The organism is Rhizobium sp. WW_1 (assembly GCF_003610155.1).
Lineage (GTDB): Bacteria > Pseudomonadota > Alphaproteobacteria > Rhizobiales > Rhizobiaceae > Rhizobium > Rhizobium tropici_A.
The window spans coordinates 268,369-290,683 of the sequence record NZ_RAIN01000004.1 but is presented as its reverse complement, the minus strand read 5'-3'; the positions used below and the strand labels follow the sequence as shown (position 1 = coordinate 290,683).

Below are 22,315 nucleotides of genomic sequence, written 5' to 3'. Positions count from 1 at the left end.
TTCCTCTTCAGATCGATGCGATGGTTGACGGTCGTTCAGGCGCTCTTGGCGATGAAGTGGCCTGACGTGATTTCTTCATGAGCCAGAATCGGCGGCTCGTCGCCGACGCGGCGAACGGGATTGGGGATCTCGCCCTCGATGAGTGCGGTTCTGCGCTCCTGTGTCGGATCGGCGATCGGCACGGCCGAGATCAGCCGTTGGGTATAGGCGTGCATCGGCGTCTCGAAGACCTGCCGCCGGCTGCCAATTTCCATGATCTGGCCGAGGTAGAGGACGGCGACGCGGTGGCTGATCTTCTCCACCACGGCCATGTCGTGGCTGATGAACAGATAGGCGAGTTCGCGCTCTGCCTGCAGATCCATCAGCAGATTGATGATCTGCGCCTGGATCGATACATCGAGGGCGGAAAGCGCCTCGTCGGCGATGATGAGCTTCGGATTGGAGGCAAGCGCGCGGGCAATGCAGACACGCTGGCGCTGGCCGCCGGAAAACTCATGCGGATAGCGATCGGCATGGACGGATGTCAGGCCGACGCGTTCCAGAAGCTCATCGACCCTGCGACGCACTTCTTTAGATCCGGAGATGATGCCATGCGTGTTGATCGGCTCCGCAATCGAGAATCCCACAGTCTTGCGCGGGTCGAGCGAAGCGAAGGGGTCCTGGAATATATACTGCACGTCGCGCCGCAGGCGGAAGCGCTCCAGCGCTGACATCGCTGCGAAGCTTTTGCCATTGAACGTGATTTCGCCCGAGCGCGCCTTCTGCAATTGCTGGATGGTGCGACCGATGGTCGATTTCCCCGAGCCGGATTCGCCGACGAGGGCCAGCGTCTCGCCTGGGTGAATGTCGAAAGCGACCTTCTGGACGGCGCTGCAGCGATGTGTGACCTGGCCGAAAATATTCTTTCTGATATCGAAGCGCACAAAGAGATCGCGCACGGACAATAGCGGTGGCTGATCGTAGCGGGCGGTATTCTGCACCCGTTCCTCACCGACGACTTTCGGCTCGCCGCCGTCGAGAACGGTCAGCGGCATGCGCTTTGGAAAATCCTGGCCGGTCATGCTGCCGAGCTTCGGCACGGCTGCCAGGAGCGCCTTCGTATAGGGGTGTTTCGGATCGGCGAATATCTGACGAACCGGGCCTTCCTCGACCTTCTTGCCTTTCCACATAACCACAACGTCATCGGCCATTTCGGCAACAACGCCCATGTCATGGGTGATGAAGATCATGCCCATGCCGAGATCCTTCTGCAGGTCCCGCATGATGTTTAGGATCTGCGCCTGGATGGTCACGTCGAGCGCCGTGGTCGGCTCGTCGGCAATCAAGAGCTTCGGGCGGCAGGCGAGCGCCATGGCGATCATGACGCGCTGGCGCATGCCGCCGGACAGCTGATGCGGGTAGCGCGTCAACAACGCCGCCGCATCTGGCAGGCGCACCATTTCGAGCAGGCGTCGGGCCTCAGCCATCGCGGCGGATTTGCCGACCTTCTCGTGCAACAGAAGGACTTCGCAGATCTGGTCGCCGATGGTGAAGACGGGATTGAGGGACGTCATCGGCTCCTGGAAGATCATGGCGATCTCCTTGCCGCGGACGGAGCGCATGTCCTTCTGCGAGAGCTTGAGCAGGTCTTTGCCGTTGAAGAGGATGCGGCCGGCCTCGAAGCGTGCGCCCATCATGTCGGCAAGGCGCATGACCGAAAGCGAGGTCACCGACTTGCCGGAGCCGGATTCGCCGACAACCGCGAGTGTTCTGCCGGGATTGACCGAAAAGGATAGCCCTTCCACCACGCGGTTTTCGCCGAACCGCACGGTCAGATCCGCGACAGACAAAAGCGGTTTGTTGTCGCCTTCAGCATTCGTCATGCGTTTACCTCGGTATTGGGTAAGTCGTTCGTTGCATCCGGGAGCGCGCGCCGATCGCTCTTTGCATGAGACACTGCAAAGGCCCTCGCAAGGTCGCCGTTGAGATCGGATGTTAGCATGCTCACGCCCGCAGCCACTCAATCCTGACGCGGTCGGGCGACGTTTTTCTCCAAAACAAGCGTCTCGCGAACATCTGTATCTCGTTCCCATTTATATTTGTTGGAGCATGAGATAGCATCAAACAACAATCTGGTCTATATTGTTGAACAATTTTCATGTTGCCAATCAAAAAAGGGGAGGCGTTCGCGCAAGATCGTCCAACGGATTGCTCCGTTGAGATATCCAAAGCCTGCAGCCAGCCATGGGATTGCCGACCTGAATTCCAGGCAATTCCGGGCATAAGCTGATTTCGGCAGGCGATTTTGCCGGCGTCCGGAGAACAAATGAAGCAGACGAATCTTGCGAGCATCGAGCCGACGGCCGTGGCGGAGACCGGACAGACGGTTGCGGAACTGACCGCAGCCCGCATTCGCGAGCGTGTGATCAACGGCACGCTGTCGCCGGGCAGCCATCTCTCGGAAGCGGCTCTTTGCGAGGAGTTGCAGGTTTCGCGCAATACGCTGCGCGAGGTTTTCCGGCTGCTGACGAAAGAGGGCGTGCTGCGCCACGAGGCCAATCGCGGCGTCTTCGTTTCCACGCCGAGCATCTCGACGATCATGGATATCTTCCATATTCGCCGCCTGATCGAATGTTCGGCGCTTGCCAATGCGCATCACCGTCATCCGAGCGTCGACAAGATGCGAGCGGCCATCAATGCCGCCGTCCAGCACCGCGATCGCGGCGAGTGGCTGGAGGTCGGCAGCGCCGATATCGCCTTTCATGCGGCCATCGTGGAACTGGCCGATAGTCCCCGGCTCTCCGCCTTCTATGGGCAGATTTCCCTGGAGCTGCGCCTTGTCTTCGGCCTGATCCGCGATCCGGAATATCTTCATGCTCCCTATGTCGGCCAGAATGCGACCATTCTTTCGCATCTGGAGGACGGTTCTCCGGCCGGTGCCGCCGACGCGCTGGAGAAATATCTCTTTCAGGCCGAGCGCTTCATTCTCGCGGCCTATTCGAGAGCCATGCCCGGCTGAGATCAGACCGGGTTGATTGGTACGATGAATGATGTGGACAATCTGTGCCAGACGGGTCAAAGCTCGATACAACCATTTGCGTCTTGAGCGGCTTTGACAGAAGGATAGGTAGCACCCCGGACGAAGGCGTGGTTTCCATCGGGCAGCAAACCCTGGTTTGGCTGCAACCGATCAGGACGATCCTGTGCCGCTCAACCGGGAAAGGCATGTCGGCAACCGGTTATGACGGATGATGAGGTTATGGACGCGCAATCCTTGACGACCTCCAGCAGGGCTACGGCAATCCAGCAGGTTTGGGCTTCGCCGCTTTATCGCGGCGCGACGCTCGCGCTCTTTCTCTCGGGGCTGGCGACCTCGGCTTCCTTGCCGCAGATCGTTCTTTTCCTCGTGAAGGAGCTCGGGGCATCCTTGCCGGTGGCTGGCCTCTATTATCTGACAGGCCTTACAGCGCCGGTTGCCGGTTATCTTGTCGGAAGCTATTCCGATAAAACCGGCCGGCGTCTCAGCCTTTTCCGGCTTTGCGCCATTGCCGGTGCTCTCGGCTGGGCGGGGATTGCTCTTTCGACCAAGGTCTGGATGCCGTTCGTGATCGGCGCCGTCATTCTGGGCTTCTCCGGATCTGCCACTTCGCAGCTTTTCACTGCCATTCATGACGATCTCAAAACGAAGGGTACCGGCGCAAACGAGAGCGTTGTGGCCATCATCCGAATGGCTTTGACGGCTGGCTGGGTCATCGGGCCGTTTCTGGGCGCGTGGTTTGCCGTTGAAATCGGGCTTCGTGCCATGCTCTGGGGAACGGCGATCTGTTTCCTTGCGCAGATCATTCCGCTTGGAACCCAGCACGCTTTGTCGGGCCTCGGGCGGCGAGCGGAGAAGAAGACCGATACGGCCGGCGGCGTGAGCTGGAGCGAAATACTACCGTTGCTGGCCTTCACCGGCCTCTATGTCCTCGTCTATGCCGGCGAGCCGATCAAATATGGCTTCCTGCTACTTTATATGCAGGATCAGCTCAAACTCGATCCCTCCATCCAGGGCTCGGTGATCGGAACGCAGCCACTCATCGAACTCATCCTCATGCCGTTCAGTGTCCTTTTGGCGCGACGGATCGGGATACTCTGGATGATGTGCCTCGCCGCGATCTGCGGCGTGATGGCCAATCTCTGCTTTGCGGCCTGGCCGACGGCGGTCGGCATGTTTGCCGGGCAGATCCTGATGGGCGGAGTCTGGGGGCTCTATATGGTTCTCGGTCTAATCGTTGCCCAAAGGCTTCTCCCGAATGCGGTTGCAACGGCCTCGGCGATCTTCATGAGTTCTTCGGCGCTGGCAAGCGCACTTGGCGGCGGTGTCGGAGGCGTTGGTGTCGCCTATCTCGGGCTTCCGAACGTCTTTTATCTGCCTGCGGCATTCTCGTTGGCTGCGGCGATCGGTCTGGCTGCGATGGCCCGCTCGGGCGCCATCAAATAGGGGCATGGCGCAAGATAGCTCTTCTTTTTCGAAAGCCGAAGCGGCACCGTTAGAGCCTTTCAGTGGCTTCAACTCATGGCAAAGCTTGATCTTCTTGCTCCATGCAGCTTGAGAGGGTTTTGCGCATTTTTCCCGGAATGGCTCTGATCGATCGTTCGTCTTTCCGAAAATAGGATTGACTGAGGATCGTCGCTTGGCTAAGTGATAAAGTCATCTGATGACTTGATGAAATCCAATCATGCGCGCTCTGACTAAGACCACGCTTGCGGACACGGCCGTGGAGGCAATTCGCAGCGAAATCACCGGCCGACGTTGGCTCGTCGGCGAAAAATTGCCTAACGAAGCCTCGCTTTCGTCCATGCTTTCAGTCAGTCGCGGCACGATCCGCGAGGCGGTAAGAGTGCTGGTATCCCAGGGCTATCTCGAAACGCGCCAGGGGTCTGGCACCTATGTCCGCTCGAACACGGATGTCAGCCGACCCCTGGACATGGCGCGCCGCGCGGGATTGAGGGACCAGTTCGAGGCTCGGCTTGCCCTGGAGGTGGAGGCTGCCCGGCTCGCGGCGCTGCGCCATTCCCCGGCCGTCGTCACGCAATTGCGTGCCCTGCTCGTTGCCCGCGGCAATTATGCGGGCGACAAGGCTGCCTTTATCGAGCGTGACCTCGCCTTCCATAGGGCCGTCGTTGCGGCTTCGCAAAACAGGGCCATGATCGAAATCTACGAGTTCTTCTCTCTTTCGATTGCCGAGACCATCGAGGCGACTCTCGACAGAGACATCCCCGAACCGGATATGCAGGCGCATATCGCGATTGTCGATGCCATCGAAGCTGGCGATCCCGAAGCGGCCGATGCGGCCGTCCGCCGCTTCATGGCCCCCGTTGTTGCTGCTCTTGATCGGTTGCTTATGTCATGACCATGTCTTCGCAAAATCCTATGTCCGTTGAATTGATCGATGCGGAGGCCGATGAAATTCCGGCGCCGCTGCCAAATGGCGGCAAATCGCCGATTGGCAGGTTTCTCCTGGGAGCGAGCCTTGTACTCATCGCCTTCAATTTGAGGCCCGTCTTTTCGAGCGCATCGGCGCTTCTGCCGGAAATTCGGACCGGACTCGGTCTTTCCGCCTTCGGCACCAGCATCCTCACGACACTGCCTGTTGTTTGCATGGGGCTGTTTTCGCCGCTCGCGCCGCGGCTCGCGCAACGCATGGGAACCGAGCGTGTCCTGCTTGGCGTGATTTTCCTTCTTGCGCTGGGGACGGCGTTGCGGGGCCTTTCGTCGGTTTCGCTGCTCTTCCTGGGCACTGCACTGGCCGGCGCCTGCATTGCAATCGGCAATGTGTTGCTGCCGGGGGTGGTCAAGCGCGATTTTCCCGATAAGGCAGCGCTGATGACGGGTTGCTATACGATGGCGCTGTGTGCGGGCGCCGCGAGCGCGGCGGGATTCACGCTTCCTGCCGAGCGTGCGCTTGGTGACTCGCTCGGCGGCGCGCTCGCCGTCTGGGCCCTGCCTGCGCTGGCCGTCGGACTTCTCTGGCTGCCGCAGGTCATCGGAACACCCAGTCAGGCGCGGCGTACCGGCTTTCGCGTTACCGGTCTTTGGAGCGATCGTGTTGCCTGGCAGGTCACGTTTTTCATGGGGCTCCAATCTGCGCTTGCCTATTGCGTCTTCGGCTGGCTGGTGCCCATCCTGCGCGAGCGCGGCCTCGACGGGGTGACGGCCGGCGTCATCGTGTCGGTCTCGGTCATGGTGCAGGCGGCTGCGTGCCTGGTGGCTCCTCATATTGCCGTCAAGGGCAAGGACCAGCGCGCGATCAACGTCATTCTCTGCGTGATCGCTGTAGTTGCGCTGTTGGGCCTGCTTTTCGCGCCGCTATGGACGATCTGGTTCTGGGCCGTACTGCAGGGTATCGGGCAGGGTGGATTGATCGCGGTGGCGCTGACCGTCATCGTGTTGCGTTCGCCCGATGCGCATGTGGCCGCGCACCTCTCCGGCATGGCGCAATTCGTGGGGTATTTGCTTGCTGCGATCGGTCCGCTTGTCGTCGGCATGATCCATGGCTGGACGGGCAGCTTTGCCTGGAGCGCCGTGTTGTTCGTCTTGCTTGGTCTCGGCGCCGCGATCAATGGCTGGTTTGCGGGTCGTGCGATCGTCGTCAATGCCAGGACGGTCGAAACGGCCTCATAGCCGCGCCGTCGGCAGGCGTGGAGGCCAGGCGGCTCGCGTTGTGACGCCAGTGGCCCCAACTCCGAGCCGGCTCTCGCCTGCGAAACGAGCGGCTCGAACCGACACTCCGAGCCTGTGCTGATTTTGATCATGCAAAGGCAGCACAGTCTCAAGAGATGAACCGAATGATGATCGTCAGTGACGACGCGGTTGGAATCAGCCAACCTTCCGTTGGCGTCGCGTCGGCTCGATGGCCGGAGGAATGTCCGGTACACCCTTTGCATGGCCTAGGAGAGCCTTCTTTGCCAGCGTCGACCGTGTGGCGGCATAAGAGGCGGAGACCATCGGATAGTCTGCAGGCAGGCCCCACTTCCTTCGGTATTCTTCAGGCGTCAGCCCATATTTGCTATTCAGGTGCCGCTTCAGCGACTTATATTTTCCGCCATCTTCGAGGCAGATCAGATAGTCATCGGTTATGGATTTCTTGATCGGCACGGCCGGCTTCAACAGTTTCTCTGTCGACGACGACGATGTCGCCGGCTGTTGAGAGCCTGCAAGTGCCGAATAAGTTTCCATGATGAGCCTCGGCAAATCTTCCGGCGCGGTCGCATTGCGAAGTACGTAGGCAGAAACGATCTTGCTCGCGAGCTCAATAAACCTTTCGTGGCTGGCAGTATTTTCTCTTTTCATTTTCGGCCTCACGTAGTGTTTTTTACTTATGTATCCAATGTTGCTTTTGCTTTCAATAAAAATTGGCGCGACTTTAGGTATTCTATGTCCTTGGTTTATTTTCATAGTAAACATGGGGGGAGGGAAGTTTAAAACTGTTATTTTCTCATTTTACCACAATATTCGGATTGCGCTCGGGTTTGCTGCGCGGCCGGCAAGCGCGATCGAATATTCATTCGCCAAGACCGTGACAGAATTACGCGCCGCTTCGATGTCGATTGCCGGTCAATCGCTGCTCGCGCACGGTATGCTTGCTGGCGCCGGCGCCGGATTTTGGCGCTCACGCTCGCCTCCCTATGATGTCGGAAGCGGCGGAAGCTGGAATTCAATCGTCCACGGATGCGCCCCGTTGCCGGTGGAACGGTAGAACGTGATGCTCGGTGAGTGGAGCCATGATGATATCCTGCGGATCTTGTGGCGATACCCAGCGGACCTCCTCGATCTCAGCCGTTGCCTTAATCTCGGCATCGCCCACATGCAGCCGGAATATATCCGCAACGACCAGATGGTCCGGCTCGTTCGCTGCAGGTGCCTGAAAGTGGCCGAGGAAAGTCAGATCCCCTGTCTCTGCTACAAGGCCGAGCTCTTCGAACAGCTCCCTGAGGAGAGCCTCTTCCGCTGTTTCCCCTGGCTCCACCTTGCCGCCGGGTTGCATGAAGGCAGCAGTGCCACGCTTGCGCACCAGCAATGTTTTCCCATCCGAGCGCAGCAACAGAGCCGCCGCTATGCGTATCGTTTTCGCCATGCCGCGATCTGATCGGATTCGCGGGTCGGTTTCAACCGTCGCATGGCTGCATATAGTTTCACGCCAGCGCGTTCGCTGCTATGGCTGCATCAGATGCTTGCGGAAAAATGCGACGATTGCGGCGTTGAACTGCTTGTGGAATGCGACGCGATCGAAGCCGGGCGCGTCTGCGCAGTAGGCATCCGAAGATGACGCAGTATTTGGACAAGGCGCTCCGAAAGACAAGTGCCTAGCATTGGGGACCACCACGAAATCGGGTTTGTTCGGTAGCAGCACCGCAAGCTTTGCGACGTTTTCCGGCTCGGCGTCCTGACCGCCTCCGAGCTGCGATCCCCAGAGCTGCAGTGGAATTTTTACATCCCTCACGCTATCGGCCGTCAGAAAGACTGTACTCAAGGGGTCGGCGATAACCATCGCCTTGACGCGGGGATCATGTGTCCACGACTGAGGCGGTTGTTCTCGCTGGAAAGGCCGTCTTTGGTCGGCCGGCGTGCACTCGGTCACTTTTGGGTCCGCGCAGCGCGGCGGCAGTTTGCTGAAGTTCGGATTGGCGCCTGCAACAACGAGACCGGTATAGCCACCCTGGGAGAATCCATAGAAGCCAACATGCTGAGGATCGATGCTCTCCGCATCGGGTGATGGGCCGAGCATAAAATCAATGGTGCGCTTTATATCGATGGGTCGCTCGATCAGTACGCCCATGCCGTTTGCTTGGCTCATGTCGGCGTAGTTGGCATGTGGGTGATTGATGGCAACGACAACGAAGCCGTTGTCCGCGAGCGCCTGGGCGGTGTCTCGATGACTGAGGGAGCCGCCGCCATAGCCGTGCGAAATGATGATGAGCGGAAGCTTTTCACCCATGATCGGGCAATCCGGGGTTGCCTGCAACGTAAATTGTTCGACCTTTATTGCCGTGGGCGCTTCCATGCAGGGTGTCCACATCGCCGCCGTGATTGCCGGACCATGAGTGTCGGCTGGAATTCGAATGAACTTGAAACCGGTCGCATGGCAGAGTGGTGCTGCAAAACAAAGCGCAGCGGCAAGGGCAAGGTGGATCATCATAACACTCTCCTGTGTTCAGAGTATCTACGCCACGCCTTATTTGGATCGTTGCGGCACGGCAGGTCAGCGCGCGGACTGTCATGGCCGCGTTGCGATTGCGAAGTCGGCTCAAATGTCGCACCACTATCTTGCATAAACAGATAGCTTGTTATATTCGTCTTGTAAAGTTGAGGCGTTCATGACTGACTCGATCCAAGTTCAACTGCGAAAAGGCGTGCTCGATCTCTGCGTCCTTGCCGTGCTCTCGCGGGGCGAGAGCTATGGCTACGAAATTGCGAGCACGCTGGTTGCGGCGGTCGGAATGGGTGAGGGAACGATCTACCCGCTGATGCGCAGAATGCAGAATGACGGTCTCGTTGCGACCCGCATCGTCGAGTCGAGCAATGGGCCACCGCGTAAGTACTACCGGCTCACGCCGCTGGGGCGCTCGATTTTCGAGGCTCATCGTCGCGACTGGCGCTCTCTTGCTGGCGCCGTCGACAAGCTACTTGAGGATTTGCCATGACCAGGGACGTCTTCTTGCGCACGCTGAGGCTGGGGCTTGCAGGCCTGCCGCCTCACGAAATCGACGATATCGTTGCTGATTATGCGGCCCATTTTGCCGAGTCCGAGGCGTCGGGCCGGAGCGAGGAGGAGGTTTCCGCCGCGCTCGGTGATCCCGCCAGGATCGCGAGGGAGCTGCGCGCGGATGTCGGATTGCGCCGCTTCGAGGCGCATTGGAGCGTGCCGAACCTGTTGGCCGCCATGATGGCGTTGGCGGGCCTTGCCATCGTCGACATCTTCTTCCTGCTGCCGCTGTTGTTTGCGGCGATGTTCGTCACGCTCGGTGTCGCGATCGCTTTGGTGGCCGTCGGCGCGGTCGGTCTGAAGATCGTCGTCACCACCGTGCTGTTCCATATCGGCTTGCCCTCGGTCGGCATGCTGGCCCGCCTGCTTGTCGGCGCCGGGCTGGTAAGCTGCTTCGTTGGCGGTGGTGCACTCCTGCTGATGGGCCTGAGTTTGGGCATACGCATGCTCGGACAGTATGCCCGCCTGCATTTCCGCTTGGCGCAGGCAGACGAGCGCCGGGCTTGAGCACTGAGCTTCATTTGGAGGAAATGGACAATGAACGGGAAAATGGCGACTGTCGCGACGACCGGACTGATTTGTGCATTCGTCTTTCTTGCGCTCGGTATCGGGCTATCCGGCCCGAATTGGGCGAGCGCGGGCCGTTGGTGGGGGGATGTGCAATCCGATTGCGGACCCGCGGCATCCGGCAGGCAGCAGGTTATCCTGCCCTTCAGTTCCGACGGCAGCCTGTCCATCGATATCCCCGCCTCCGTTCAGTATCAGCCCGGTGGGAAGGCAGAAGCCGTCATCAGCGGCGATCCCGCGCTCCTCGATCACGTGCGGCTGGAGCGCGGCAGATTGCGCCTCGATTGCGATCCCGGTTGGTCCAATTCCAAATTCAACGTCAGTCTGTCGGGCCCGCTCGTTACCGATTGGAAGGTGCGCGGCAGCGGCGATCTTGTCCTATCCGGGCTTGATCAGGCCGATCTGCGTCTGGGCATATCGGGGAGCGGCAGCGTTGCCGCCACGGGGAGTGTAAAGACGGTCGATCTGGATGTTTCCGGTTCAGGTGCCGCCCGGCTAAAGGATCTGGCCGCTCAATCCGTCAAAATCAGGATTCGCGGCAGCGGCGATGCGGAAGTGGCCGCCGCTGCGGATGCGGATATTTCGATCAGCGGCAGCGGCAATATCGAATTATACGGGCATCCTGTCCTGCGGCGTTCCGAGATCAGAGGCAGCGGCCGTCTGGTGCAGGTGCCGTAGCTGGTATAGCTACTGTACATGCAAATACTAAGTTCCTCCCAAAGGCCTGACCTGATCTCGTTGAAATCCAATCAAGCAAACAAGGAAATTATTTTATGCAAAAGACATATCTGCGTAAATTTCTGGCGCCTGCTTTGCTCGCGTGCTTGATAAATACGTTTTACTCCGCAGCCTACGCAGAAATTAGAAGAATAGAGCCGGAGAATAGGAAATTTAGCGACGATAACAAGATAGCAAAAGTTTATTTCTTTGGTGAAATGAATCAAGATAAGGCAAAAGACCTATCTGCGGTTCTGGATGAAATAAATATAAATCACGCAGATTTCAAAAATATATATCTTTATATCAACAGCCCTGGCGGGGATATGAACAGCGGTTACATATCTTATTGGGCTGTCAAGAGTTCCAAGATACCGGTATCCACCGTGAATCTTTCCGTGACGGCATCCGCTGCGACAATGATGTTCTGCGGGTCGGATGACAGGATGTCAATCAAGGGCGCTTACTTCATACTTCACCCTCCAGCCGTTGTTGAAGGCAATATTCGGCTTAAACCTGACGAACTCCTGGAGGTGCAGGAGAATCTCGATGGTTACCGTCAGATGTTTGCAAGTATTTATAGTAGCTGTACTAATTATAGCGCTGCTGAAATCTCGACCATTTTATCAAGTGAAGATAATAGGAAGCGCCTCGCAGATGAGGACGCGATAAAACATGGTCTTATCAAGAAAAATACAGACGCAATCGTCAATGCTCCCATAGCATATTATATAACGGACGATCGCGTTCCGGCCGGCCGGAAATAGCTCGGCCTTCGGGAAGGGCAAAATCTCGCGCCGAATGCGAAATCTTCAATAAAGGCCGACATTGCGCGGATTCCAAATGGACCGAAACGGCAGACCAGACGGTCTGGCGTTTTAAGTTCAACTCGGATCAAGCGCATAGCACAGTATTTCGAAAGAGATCGCCGCAATATGGCGGCCTTTGCGGCAGGCGCTCGTCTGGAAGGCGGTGATCGCCTTGCGCTGTATGATTCTCATGTTAATCAATGAGAATAGAGATCCGAGTGAAAATATCAAAAATGCAAAACAAAACAGATAGTGACGTGAAGCATCCATCGGGTGTCGATACCGAGAAGACAAATTCCAAGCGACCGCTGCGCGATCGCCGCCGCTCTCTCGCAATCGGACTTCTACGCGCCCGTGAAGCGGTCATGAGCCATTTTCGGCCGATTCTCGCGGCGCATGACGTGACCGAGCAGCAGTGGCGCGTCATTCGTATCCTCTACGAAGGTGGCAAGCTCGACGCCACGGAACTCGCGGACAAGGCTTCGATCCTAGCCCCGAGCCTGACGCGCATGATCCGCTCACTCGAGGAGCGCGGCTTCATCACCAAACACAAGGATGATGCCGACGGACGAAGGGTGCTATTGCAGATCACGTCCGCAGGACAGGCGATCGTCGAGGACGTTATGCCGGAGAGCTTGAAAGTCTATGCCGATATCGACGCTCGCTTCGGGGTGGAGCGCGTCGAGAAGCTCCTCGATATGCTCGATGAGTTGGCGTCGCTGAAGTTGGAAAACGGTGCGGTCGGCGAGGAATGAACATCGCTCGAATTTCCTTAATGTGTTAAGTATTTGATTGACGCGTCAGGGGATCTGTAGCAGTCTTCCACAGTGCTGACACTGTTGGGAGGCGGAGTTGGACCTGTTGCAAAATCGCAGCCTAGTTGACCGGACCTGGGCGCCAACGCCCTACGACCAGTGGGTTGATGATCTCCAGAGCATCTGCGGTAATTTCAATCCGCATCTGGTGCAGCGCGGCGATAAGGTCGTGGGCACAGCAAGCCGCATTGATGTCTGTGGCATGGAGTTTGCTCACGTCTCCAACGATCTCGACTACGTTCACCGCGACTGGGATGACATTCGCCGCGATGCCAACGAGCATCTGTTCCTGATCCTGCAGCTGGAAGGCGTCTGCGGCGTCGAACATTCGGGCCAGCAGAACATCCTCGATGTCGGCGAATGCATTCTTGTCGATTCGACGCGCCCGACGACCTTCTATTTTCGCGGGCACTTTTCCAACCATCTGTCGCTGCATTTGCCTCGCCAGCTGATGTATTCGAACAGCAAGATCGATTTCGATGTTGCGCGCAAGCTCGTGGCGAGCGACCCGATGGCCATGATGCTGCGCGCCTTGATTGCCAAGATGATGACCACCCCGGATAATGAAGCGGCTTCGCCCTATCTTCGTCAGTTGATGTTCGACACGACCCGGCAAGCGTTCCTATCGACGGGCATTCAGACTGCAAGCCTGAATTCGCTGCATGAAAGCGCTAACAAGCGCATGCAGATGGTCGATATCCTCATCGACAAGCATTTGACCGACAGCGATCTCAGCGCCAAATGGCTGGCGACGCGGCTGGGTGTTTCGATCCGCACCCTGCAGCAGGATTTTCAGGGTATGGGCATGACCTGCACGACAGTCATCCGCGACAAGCGGCTGCGGTTTGCCCGCGAAAAAATCGAGCAGCTCAAGGAGCAACGCAACCCGACGACGATAGCTGAAGTCGCTTATTCGGCCGGCTTCAACGACATTTCCTATTTCAATCGCAGCTTCAAGGAGCTGTTCGATTGCGCGCCGAGCGAATTGCTTCGCGCTTTGGAGCCGGCGCAGAAGTTGGACTGAAGCGCGAGAATGCGCTCCAGTCCAAGACGAGACGCGTTTCTCCCCAAGACGGGTTTTGCGGCAGAGACCATAGTCCTTCCGACAGTCACGGGAGGAAAATGTCGTGAAGCAGTATACCCTGGTTATCGGTGGCGAGCCTGTTGCCACGTCTCATCATGCACCGGTTGCCAATCCCTCGAATGGCGACGTGGTCGGCTTCATGCCGCTCGCCAGCGAAGCCGATCTTGACCGTGCTGTTGCCGCTGCCGCTGAAGCCTTCAAGAACTGGTCTCAGACTTCGAGCCAAGAGCGAGCCAAGGCCTGCCGCGCCGTTGCGGAAAAGATCAACGAACATGCCGAAGAGCTCGCCGAGCTCCTCACCCGGGAGCAGGGCAAGCCGCTGAATGGTCTCGGCTCGCGCTTCGAGATCGGTGGCGCGCTCGCCTGGACCCGCCACACCGCCGAACTCGATTTGCCGGTCGAAATCCTGCAGGACGACAATGAGGGTCGTGTCGAGCTGCATCGCAAGCCGATTGGTGTCGTCGGTTCGATCACGCCCTGGAACTGGCCTGTGATGATCGCCTGCTGGCATATCGTGCCGGCTGTCCGCGCCGGCAACACGGTCGTCATCAAGCCGTCGCCCCTGACGCCGCTGTCGACCATTCGTCTCGTCGAGATCATGAACGAGGTCTTGCCGCCCGGTGTCGTCAATGTCATCACCGGCGAAAACAGCATCGGCGCAGCGCTCTCGGCGCATCCTGCCATCGCCAAGATGACCTTCACCGGTTCGACGGAAACCGGCAAGAAGGTCATGGCGTCCGCGGTCGCGACGCTGAAGCGGCTGACGCTGGAGCTTGGCGGCAACGATGCCGGCATTGTCCTGCCCGACGCCGATCCGAAGGCCATCGTCGAGGGTCTCTTCTGGGGCGCCTTCATCAACAACGGCCAGACCTGCGCGGCGCTGAAGCGTCTCTATGTACACGACAGCATCTATGAAGAGGTCTGCCGCGGTCTCGCGGATTACGCTTCCAGGATCATCGTCGGCGATGGCTTGAACGAGGCTAGCATCCTTGGTCCGGTGCAGAACGAAATGCAGTTCAACAAGGTGCGCGAACTCGTCGAGGATGCGCGCGCCAATGGCGGCCGCATCCTGACCGGCGGGGCTCCCATGGATCGCCCGGGCTATTTCTATCCGATCACGCTGGTTGCGGACGTCGATCATGGCGTGCGGCTGGTCGATGAGGAGCAGTTCGGCCCGGCCCTGCCGATTATCCGTTATAGCGACATCGATGAGGTGGTTGCCCGCGCCAATCAGAATCCGGCTGGCCTTGGCGGCTCTGTCTGGTCCTCCGATGCGGAGAAGGCGAAGCGCTATGCGGTTCAGCTCGAATGCGGCTCGGTCTGGATCAACAAGCACGGTACGATCCAGCCGAATGCGCCTTTCGGCGGCGTCAAGCAGTCCGGTATCGGCGTCGAGTTCGGTACAGAGGGGCTGAAGGAATTCACGACCATACAGACCGTATTGAGCTGAGCCATGGCGACTTACGATTATATCATCGTTGGTGGTGGCTCCTCGGGCTGCGTGCTGGCAAACCGCTTGTCGGAGAATCCGGCTCATAAGGTACTGCTCATCGAGTCCGGTCGCCGGGATTCCGATCCCTGGATCCATATCCCTGCCACCTTCTTCAAGGTGCTCGGCAAGGGCATCGATATCCATCCCTATGCCTCAAATCCCGACAAGGGGCTGAATGGTCGCCCGAGCATCGTGCCGCAGGGCAATGTGCTTGGCGGCGGCAGCTCCGTGAATGCGATGATCTATGTTCGCGGTCATCGCAACGACTACGACACCTGGTCGCAAATGGGTTGCCAGGGCTGGTCCTATGACGACGTGTTGCCGGCCTTCCGCTCGCTCGAAAATAATGAGCGGTTGAACGGGCAATTCCACGGCAGCAGGGGCAGCCTACGCGTTTCCGATCCTCGCCATCGCCATCCCTTGAGCGAGGCTTTCATCAAGGCGGCGACCGAAATCGGCATTCCGCACAACGACGATTTCAATGGTGCGGATCAGGCGGGCGTCGGCTTTTATCAAAGCACGACCTATGGCGGTCGCCGTTGGAGTTCGGCACAGGCCTTCCTGCGCGAGGCGGAGAAGCGGCCCAACTTGACAGTGCTGACGGAGCGCAAGGTCGCTCGCATCTTGTTCGAAGGGCAGAAGGCCGTTGGCGTCGAGCTGCTCGACGGAACGATCTTCAAGGCATCGCGCGAGATCGCGCTTACCGCCGGCGCCATCGCAACGCCGAAGATCCTGCAGCTCTCGGGTGTCGGTGACGGCGAACATCTTTCCTCGCTCGGCATCAAGGTCGTCGCCGATCTGCCGGGTGTCGGCAGCAACTATCAGGACCATCTGGAAGTGCCGGTGCAGGGTGAAACGCGCGAGCCGATCTCGATCCTCGGTCAAGACAAGGGCTTGCGGGCCGCCGGGCACATGCTGCGCTATCTAGCGTCGCATCGCGGGCTGCTGTCGTCCAACGTCGTAGAGTGCGGCGGCTTCATCGATACGGCGGGCACGGGGCAGCCGGATGTCCAGTTCCATGTCCTGCCTGTCCTGATCGGCTTCGTCGACCGCGACCCGGAACCTGGCCACGGCCTCAGCATCGGTCCCTGCTATCTGCGACCACGCTCGCGCGGCTGGATACGGCTGAAGAGCAGCAATCCGACCGAACAGACGGATTTTAACGCCAACCTGCTGTCCGATCCGGCTGACGTCGAAACTCTGGTGCGCGGCGTCGAAACGGCGATCCGCATCCTCGATGCGCCGGCGCTTGCCAAACTCGTCAAGCGCCGGGTGCTGCCGAAACCCGGTGTCGAAAAGGACCCCGAAGCCCTGCGCGATTACATCCGACAATCCTGCAAGACCGTGTTCCATCCGGCGGGAACGGCGCGCATGGGCCGAGCAGACGATCGCATGGCAGTCGTCGGGCCGGATTTGAAGGTGCGAGGGATCGAGGGGCTGCGTGTCTGCGACGCCTCCGTCATGCCGACCCTGGTGTCGGGCAACACCAATGCACCGACGATGATGATCGCGGCAAAGGCTGCTGCCTTCATGACTGGAAAGGCGATTTCCGGTTGAACTGGAAATCGAGGAAGCAATGAGCCCGTGGGGAACGGGACAACAAACTGGGAGGAGACTATGCCTATCACTCTGAGAGGGCTGGCGATCGGCCTTTTGCTGACGCTGGCATCAGCATTCAGCGCGCATGCAGCGGCATCCTGCGGCGACAATAGCGGCAAGCCGGCAACCGGCGAACCGATCGTCATTGGAGCCATCACCGGCAAGACCGGACCGGATGACTTTTCCAATTCCACCAAGGCAGCCAAGGCCTACTTCGACTGCCTGAACGCCAATGGCGGTATCAAGGGCCGGCCTGTCAAATATCTGGTCGAAGACGATCAGTGGAACCCGGAAATCGCCGCGCAGTTGGCCGCCAAGCTCGTCAACGACGAGAAGGCGGTGCTAATGGTCGGCAATTCCAGCTACGTCGAATGCGGTGCGAATGCGGAGCTTTACAAGAAGGCCGGCATCTTGGTCCTAGCTGGCGTCGGCGTGCCGCGCGAATGCTTCTTTGCCGACAATATCGCGCCCACCAATGCCGGGCCGCGCGTCTCCATGCTCGGCGCAATGGGCTATGCGCTCGACAAGCTCAATGCCAAATCGGTGGTCTGTATCGCTCCGAATATCCCGAATGTCGGCACATGGTCCTGCGATGGCGTCATGCTGCTCGCCAAGGAAAAGGGCTTTGCCGCACAGACTATCCTCATGGACCCGGGTTCAGCCGACGCCACATCAGTTATTCTGCAGGCGGCTTCAAGCAAGCCTGACGTTATCGTCCTCGGCCTGTCCAAGGGCGTGGCCGTGCCGCTCATGACGGCTGCCGAAGAGCAAGGCCTGAACCAGACGATCACTTTCCTTAGCGCAGCCTCTGCCTATGACCTCTCCGTTCCCACCACCATCGGTTCGGGTTGGGACGGAAAATTCTATGTGAACATGGAATTCAACGATCTGAATGCGCAGACCCCGGACAATCAGAACTGGCTCGCCGTCATGGACCAATACGGCCAGAAGTCCGACCCGCGCGATACCTTCGCCCAGGCCGGTTATCTCGCCGCACGGATTGCCGAGAAGGCGCTGATGACGCTCGATCCGGCCAAGATTAACCGCGAGACCGCATCTGCCGCCGTTCGAGGGATCAAGGATTTCAAGAGCGATATCTTCTGCGCTCCCTGGTATTTCGGCGACGGCCAATCGCGCCACAATGCCAATTCGACGACCCGCATGGCGGTTGCCGAGGGCGGGAAGTGGAAGGTCGTTTCCGACTGCACACCGTCGCCAGACCCGGAACTGAAAGACGTCCGCGCCTTTGAAAAGTCCGCCGGCATCAACTGAGGTCCGATGCTCGATATCGGCTCCGCGGCAAATGTCCCGCGGAGCCGAAAGACCCACGCATTGGTGCGAAAATCGGGATCGCTTTACGGGAAGCTCGATGCGTTGATCTAAAGTGCGACGGTGTCCTTTGTGCGTCTGAAAGGCGTGCTGCGGCGTAGAGGATAGATCCATGAACTTTTTACCCTTTATTATCTCCGGCTTGGGCATCGGCGCCGTCTATGCGCTATCCGGTGTCGGCCTCGTCGTCCTGTTTCGGGCGACCGGCGTTCTCAATTTCGCATTCGGTGCCTTCGGCGCGATCGGTGCGCACTGCGCCTGGCAACTGCTGGAGTGGAAGATGCCGCTCGCTGTCGCCATCCTCGCCGCCGTTGCCGTCTCGACGGCGATCAGTTTTCTCTATGGTCGGATCTTCGCGCCCTTGCTGTCGCATCGCGATATCGTCGTGCGCGCCGTCGGTACACTGGCGCCAGCGCTGATCCTGATCGCGATCATGGGCGTCATCTGGGGCGAGCTGCCACGTCGCCTTCAGTTCCCGACCGACCAGATGTTCATCTCTCTCTTCGCCGTGCGCCTCACCTACACGCGCATCATCGCGATCATCCTTGCCGTCGTCATGGTTGTTGCCATCACGCTGCTGCTGACCCGTACGCGTCTTGGTCTGGACATGCGCGCCCTTGCCAATGATCGCGATCTTAGCGCCGTCCTCGGCGTGCGTATCCTCTACACGGAAACCGCCGCCTGGATCATGACTGGCATCTTCTCAGGTTTTGCCGGCCTGTTGCTGGCCGATCTCGTCCGGTTGCAGGGCACCTTTCTGACCTTGCTGGTGATCCCTGCGATCGCAGCGGCCATCCTCGGTCAGTTGCAGTCGCTGTGGCAAACGGCTGTCGCCGGCATTCTGATCGGCATTGTCGAAGCCGTGCTGACGCCGATTGCCTGGATCTCGCCCTATCGCGCGGCAGCGCCATTCATCATCGCGCTCGTCGCGGTCACCATACTGGGAGGCACGGCGCGCGCCGCGTTGAAGGATCGATGACCGTTCAGGAGCAAACAATCGCCCCAACAGCCGAAAGCCTATCAATGGTGCGTCTGCCCAAGCAGCTTCTTCATGTGCCCGTCACGATGCTGATCTTCTCGGCCGTCGTTGCCCTCCTTGCCAATTCCTTCTGGCTTTCCGCAGCTACATCGGCCGTCGCCCTGTCACTATCGGTTGCCGGGCTCGCCATTCTCTATGGCCAGCTTGGTCTCGTCTCCCTCTGCCAGTTCGCACTTGTCGGCGTTGGTGGCTGGGTGACGCTTCGTGTTGGCCACGCCTTCCATCCGCCGTTCGAGTTGAGTCTGCTTGCCGGCGGCGTTGTTGCTTCGGTTGTTGGGCTGGCATTCGGCGTGCCGGCATTGCGCCTGCGCGGCCTCTATCTCGCGCTCGTGACGCTGATGCTGGCCGGTGGCTTCCAGATCGTCATCAGCGCCTGGGGTTTTCCCGATGGTGGTCCCGGCTTCCTCGGGCGGGCTGATGGTTCCGGTCGCGCGATGCTGGCAAGGCCCGTTATCGCCGATGGGGAAGTCTCCTATTTCCTCTATGTCTGCGCTGTCGCGGCAATCGGCCTTCTGATAGCGCAATGGCATAAGCTTGCACGCCCCGGCCGGGCCTGGGCGCTGATCCGCAAGGGCGAGACGGTTGCCGTTGCAAGCGGCGTCAACGTGCTGATTTACAAGGCCTGGGCATTTGCGCTGAGCGGTTTTCTCGCCGGTCTTGCCGGCGGATTGCTGGCGGGCAATGTCGGCCAGCTCGACGGGCGTGCCTTCGGGGCTTTTGAAAGCCTGAACCTCTTCGCGCTCGCCATCGTCGGCGGTGTCTTCAACTGGTACGGCGCCGTCATCGCCGGCCTGCTGCTGCGTGCCGTGCCGGCCCTGCTTACCGATCTCGGCATAGACGGCTATGTCACGATCGGGATTTTCGGCGTCGCCCTGTTTCACGCTTTGGCAACCGCGCCGACGGGCATTGCCGGTCAGATATCGGCTCTGCTAGCCCGGCTGAATGCCGCTCTTTCCCGGGGGAGGGCGCGATGATCAAGATCGACAATCTCATCGTTCAGTTCGGCGGCGTGCGGCCGATTAATGAGCTCAGCGCCGTGCTGACGGCGCCGGTCGCCGGCCTTATCGGCCCGAATGGTGCGGGCAAGACCACATTGCTCAACGTGCTCTCCGGTTTTGTGAAGCCCATCCAGGGTTCCGTTTGGCTCGGCGAGCGGGCGCTGCTGCCGATGTCGCCGCTGCAGCGGGTGCGTGCGGGCCTGCGCCGCTCGTTCCAGACGGAGCAGGTCGTGGAGGATCTGACGGTTGCCGGCAATATTGCCGCCATCGCCGATCATGTCGTCGGCACCGGGCATCATGCCCGTGCTGTCGAAGCGGCTCTTGCCTTCGTCGGCCTCGCCGATATTGCCGAGAGGTTCGGCCAATCCCTCAATCTCTTCCAGCGCCGTCTTGTCGAGCTGGCAAAATGCGTCGTCGGCGAGCCGAAGCTCGTTCTGCTCGATGAGCCAGCCGCAGGCCTGACCGACGAGGAAGGCAAGGCCTTTCGCGAGTTGGTGCTGCGCATCCCAGCGGAATTCCGGGCGCAGGTTCTAATCATCGACCATGATGTCGATCTTATCCGTTCCATGTGCAGCGAAACCATGGTGCTCGACTACGGCAAGCTCCTGGCGCTTGGCCCGACGCAGACCGTGCTGGCCGATCCCAATGTGCGGCGGGCCTATCTGGGGGAGTTTTGACATGAATACTGCATCCGAAATCAGCGTCGAAAATCTCCATGTCGAGCGTGGAGGCAAACGCGTCATTCATGGTGTTTCCTTTTCGGTCGCGGCGGGCAAGATCACGACGTTGCTCGGCGCCAACGGGGCCGGCAAGTCGAGCACTGTCATGGCTATGGCAGGCGTCCTGCCGCGCGGTGGTTCGGTTCGTCTCCGAGGTGCGGCGCTCGAAGGCTTTTCACCAGACCGCATTCGCCGCGCAGGTCTTGCGCTCGTGCCCGAAGGGCATCGGGTGCTCGGGCAGCTTTCCGTCGAGGATAATATTCTCGTGGCGGCGCTGGAGGGATCTGCTGTTGCGCGGCGAGAGGGGCTGGCACATGCCTATGAGATCTTTCCCGAGCTTTCGGAGAGGCGGCGCCAATCGGCATCGGATCTCTCCGGCGGTCAGAAGCAGATGGTGGCGATGGCGCAGGCCTTCATCGCCAAGCCGCGTTTCATGATCGTCGACGAGCTGTCGCTCGGTCTGGCGCCGGCGGTCGTCAAGCGTCTGGCCGAAGCGCTGAAGATAGCCGCAGCCCGCGGCATCGGCGTCTTGCTGATCGAGCAGTTCGCCAATCTCGCGCTCGATCTCGCCGATCAGGCTCTCGTCTTGGAGCGGGGGCGTCTGGTCTTTTCAGGCTCCGCCACAACGCTCAAGGCGCAGCCAGACATTCTGCACGGCGCCTATCTGGCAAGCTGAAGCAAAGGAGCCTTCATGACGTTCTCTGCTGACCTTTTTGCCGGGCGAACCGTCGTGGTTGCAGGCGGCACATCGGGCATAGGGGCGGCGACCGCCCAACGCTTTGCCGATCTTGGCGCGCGCGTGTTGAGTTTCGGACTCGGCGCCTTGTTGGCGCCGGCAAACCGTCGGATTGACAATCTCGAGGTGGACGTGTTGAAGCCCGGCTCGCTCGAAGCTTTCTTCTCTTCGGTCGAAACGATCGATGTGCTGGTTAATTGCACCGGCGTCAGCCGCGATCGGGGCGAATGGGAAAAGGCTGCATTCGACGAGGTGATGGCGATCAATCTCACATCGGTGATGGACTGCTGCCGTCTGGCGCGTCCGCGCATGCGGGCGGGGTCGGCGATGGTCAATATAGCATCAATGTACTCGACCTTCGGCGCGGCCGATCGGCCTGCCTATGCCGCGAGCAAGGGCGCGATCGTGCAACTGACGAAATCGCTGGCCCAGGAATACGCCCAAGCCGACATCCGCGTGAACGCGGTGGCGCCCGGCTGGATCGTCACGCCCTTGAGCCGCGGACTGTTCGCCGACGAGCGCGCCTCGACTCCGATCCTGCGGCGCATTCCGGCCGGCCGCTGGGGCGCTTCCGAGGAGGTCGCCGATGCGACCGTCTTTCTGTCGTCCGATGCGGCGCGCTACATCACCGGCGCCTGCCTGCCGGTCGATGGCGGTTATCTTACCTCTTGAGGACAGCACCC

At 59.6% G+C, this 22,315-nt stretch carries 22 protein-coding genes; 18 read left to right on the top strand and 4 right to left on the bottom strand.

Going from position 1 to position 22,315, the window contains the following annotated elements; all coding sequences use genetic code 11:
* Positions 1–35: 35 nt before the first annotated feature.
* Entirely contained in the window at positions 36–1,862 is a 1,827-nt protein-coding gene (locus BJ928_RS14475) for an ABC transporter ATP-binding protein (RefSeq protein ID WP_047630072.1), read from the bottom strand.
* A 443-nt stretch (positions 1,863–2,305) separates the two neighbouring features.
* Between BJ928_RS14475 and BJ928_RS14470 the strand changes: the two genes are divergently transcribed.
* The 4 genes from BJ928_RS14470 (at position 2,306) to BJ928_RS14455 (ending at position 6,646) form a co-directional block, all read left to right on the top strand.
* Complete coding sequence (locus BJ928_RS14470; RefSeq protein WP_047630070.1) at positions 2,306–2,998, top strand: GntR family transcriptional regulator; 693 nt, start codon at positions 2,306–2,308, stop codon at positions 2,996–2,998.
* Between the two features lie 240 nt (positions 2,999–3,238).
* A complete protein-coding gene (locus BJ928_RS14465) occupies positions 3,239–4,462 on the top strand; it encodes an MFS transporter (protein WP_047630481.1) in 1,224 nt (407 codons plus the stop codon).
* Positions 4,463–4,700: 238 nt separating this feature from the next.
* Positions 4,701–5,375 carry a FadR/GntR family transcriptional regulator gene (locus BJ928_RS14460; protein ID WP_047630068.1) on the top strand — a complete coding sequence of 225 codons (675 nt, stop codon included), beginning with the start codon at positions 4,701–4,703 and terminating at the stop codon, positions 5,373–5,375.
* A complete protein-coding gene (locus BJ928_RS14455) occupies positions 5,372–6,646 on the top strand; it encodes an MFS transporter (RefSeq protein ID WP_047630067.1) in 1,275 nt (424 codons plus the stop codon). Before BJ928_RS14460 ends, BJ928_RS14455 begins: the two co-directional genes overlap by 4 nt.
* A 195-nt stretch (positions 6,647–6,841) precedes the next feature.
* On the opposite strand, the gene BJ928_RS14450 is transcribed toward BJ928_RS14455, so the two are convergent.
* From BJ928_RS14450 to BJ928_RS14440, 3 genes are all read right to left on the bottom strand, one after another.
* Positions 6,842–7,420: a MucR family transcriptional regulator gene (locus BJ928_RS14450; RefSeq protein ID WP_281024131.1), complete on the bottom strand. Its 579-nt coding sequence runs from the start codon at positions 7,418–7,420 to the stop codon at positions 6,842–6,844.
* 259 nt (positions 7,421–7,679) lie between these two features.
* A complete protein-coding gene (locus BJ928_RS14445; RefSeq protein ID WP_047630065.1) occupies positions 7,680–8,099 on the bottom strand; it encodes an NUDIX domain-containing protein in 420 nt (139 codons plus the stop codon).
* Between the two features lie 78 nt (positions 8,100–8,177).
* The gene (locus BJ928_RS14440) at positions 8,178–9,026 is read right to left on the bottom strand and encodes a dienelactone hydrolase (RefSeq protein ID WP_245432305.1); all 849 of its coding nucleotides are present in this window, start codon (positions 9,024–9,026) and stop codon (positions 8,178–8,180) included.
* A 313-nt stretch (positions 9,027–9,339) separates the two neighbouring features.
* On the opposite strand from BJ928_RS14440, the gene BJ928_RS14435 reads away from it, so the two are divergent.
* The 14 genes from BJ928_RS14435 to BJ928_RS14370 all read left to right on the top strand — a co-directional run bounded on the left by BJ928_RS14435 (position 9,340) and on the right by BJ928_RS14370 (position 22,304).
* Positions 9,340–9,666 (top strand): PadR family transcriptional regulator, encoded by a 327-nt coding sequence (locus BJ928_RS14435; protein ID WP_047630064.1) that lies wholly within the window; start codon positions 9,340–9,342, stop codon positions 9,664–9,666.
* Positions 9,663–10,235 (top strand): DUF1700 domain-containing protein, encoded by a 573-nt coding sequence (locus BJ928_RS14430; protein ID WP_047630061.1) that lies wholly within the window; start codon positions 9,663–9,665, stop codon positions 10,233–10,235. The genes BJ928_RS14435 and BJ928_RS14430 overlap by 4 nt, the downstream gene beginning before the upstream one ends.
* Before the next feature lie 30 nt (positions 10,236–10,265).
* Positions 10,266–10,973 (top strand): DUF2807 domain-containing protein, encoded by a 708-nt coding sequence (locus tag BJ928_RS14425; protein ID WP_047630059.1) that lies wholly within the window; start codon positions 10,266–10,268, stop codon positions 10,971–10,973.
* A gap of 95 nt (positions 10,974–11,068) precedes the next feature.
* Positions 11,069–11,779 carry an ATP-dependent Clp protease proteolytic subunit gene (locus BJ928_RS14420; RefSeq protein ID WP_052227548.1) on the top strand — a complete coding sequence of 237 codons (711 nt, stop codon included), beginning with the start codon at positions 11,069–11,071 and terminating at the stop codon, positions 11,777–11,779.
* A 275-nt stretch (positions 11,780–12,054) separates the two neighbouring features.
* The gene (gene hpaR / locus BJ928_RS14415; RefSeq protein ID WP_052227547.1) at positions 12,055–12,576 is read left to right on the top strand and encodes a homoprotocatechuate degradation operon regulator HpaR; all 522 of its coding nucleotides are present in this window, start codon (positions 12,055–12,057) and stop codon (positions 12,574–12,576) included.
* A 97-nt stretch (positions 12,577–12,673) separates the two neighbouring features.
* Complete coding sequence (locus BJ928_RS14410; protein WP_047630058.1) at positions 12,674–13,660, top strand: helix-turn-helix domain-containing protein; 987 nt, start codon at positions 12,674–12,676, stop codon at positions 13,658–13,660.
* Positions 13,661–13,763: 103 nt separating this feature from the next.
* Positions 13,764–15,170, top strand: coding sequence for an aldehyde dehydrogenase family protein (locus BJ928_RS14405; RefSeq protein WP_047630056.1), 1,407 nt, complete (start codon positions 13,764–13,766; stop codon positions 15,168–15,170).
* A 3-nt stretch (positions 15,171–15,173) separates the two neighbouring features.
* Entirely contained in the window at positions 15,174–16,769 is a 1,596-nt protein-coding gene (locus BJ928_RS14400; protein WP_047630054.1) for a GMC family oxidoreductase N-terminal domain-containing protein, read from the top strand.
* A 60-nt stretch (positions 16,770–16,829) separates the two neighbouring features.
* Positions 16,830–18,083, top strand: a complete 1,254-nt coding sequence (locus BJ928_RS14395) for an ABC transporter substrate-binding protein (RefSeq protein WP_047630052.1) — start codon at positions 16,830–16,832, stop codon at positions 18,081–18,083.
* Positions 18,084–18,252: 169 nt separating this feature from the next.
* Positions 18,253–19,119 (top strand): branched-chain amino acid ABC transporter permease, encoded by an 867-nt coding sequence (locus tag BJ928_RS14390; RefSeq protein WP_047630049.1) that lies wholly within the window; start codon positions 18,253–18,255, stop codon positions 19,117–19,119.
* A complete protein-coding gene (locus BJ928_RS14385; RefSeq protein ID WP_047630048.1) occupies positions 19,116–20,153 on the top strand; it encodes a branched-chain amino acid ABC transporter permease in 1,038 nt (345 codons plus the stop codon). The genes BJ928_RS14390 and BJ928_RS14385 overlap by 4 nt, the downstream gene beginning before the upstream one ends.
* Positions 20,150–20,854 carry an ATP-binding cassette domain-containing protein gene (locus BJ928_RS14380; protein ID WP_047630044.1) on the top strand — a complete coding sequence of 235 codons (705 nt, stop codon included), beginning with the start codon at positions 20,150–20,152 and terminating at the stop codon, positions 20,852–20,854. The genes BJ928_RS14385 and BJ928_RS14380 overlap by 4 nt, the downstream gene beginning before the upstream one ends.
* Before the next feature lies 1 nt (position 20,855).
* On the top strand, positions 20,856–21,572 hold the full coding sequence (locus BJ928_RS14375) for an ABC transporter ATP-binding protein (RefSeq protein ID WP_047630042.1): 717 nt from the start codon (positions 20,856–20,858) through the stop codon (positions 21,570–21,572).
* Between the two features lie 15 nt (positions 21,573–21,587).
* Positions 21,588–22,304 carry an SDR family oxidoreductase gene (locus BJ928_RS14370; protein ID WP_047630039.1) on the top strand — a complete coding sequence of 239 codons (717 nt, stop codon included), beginning with the start codon at positions 21,588–21,590 and terminating at the stop codon, positions 22,302–22,304.
* Positions 22,305–22,315 lie beyond the last annotated feature (11 nt).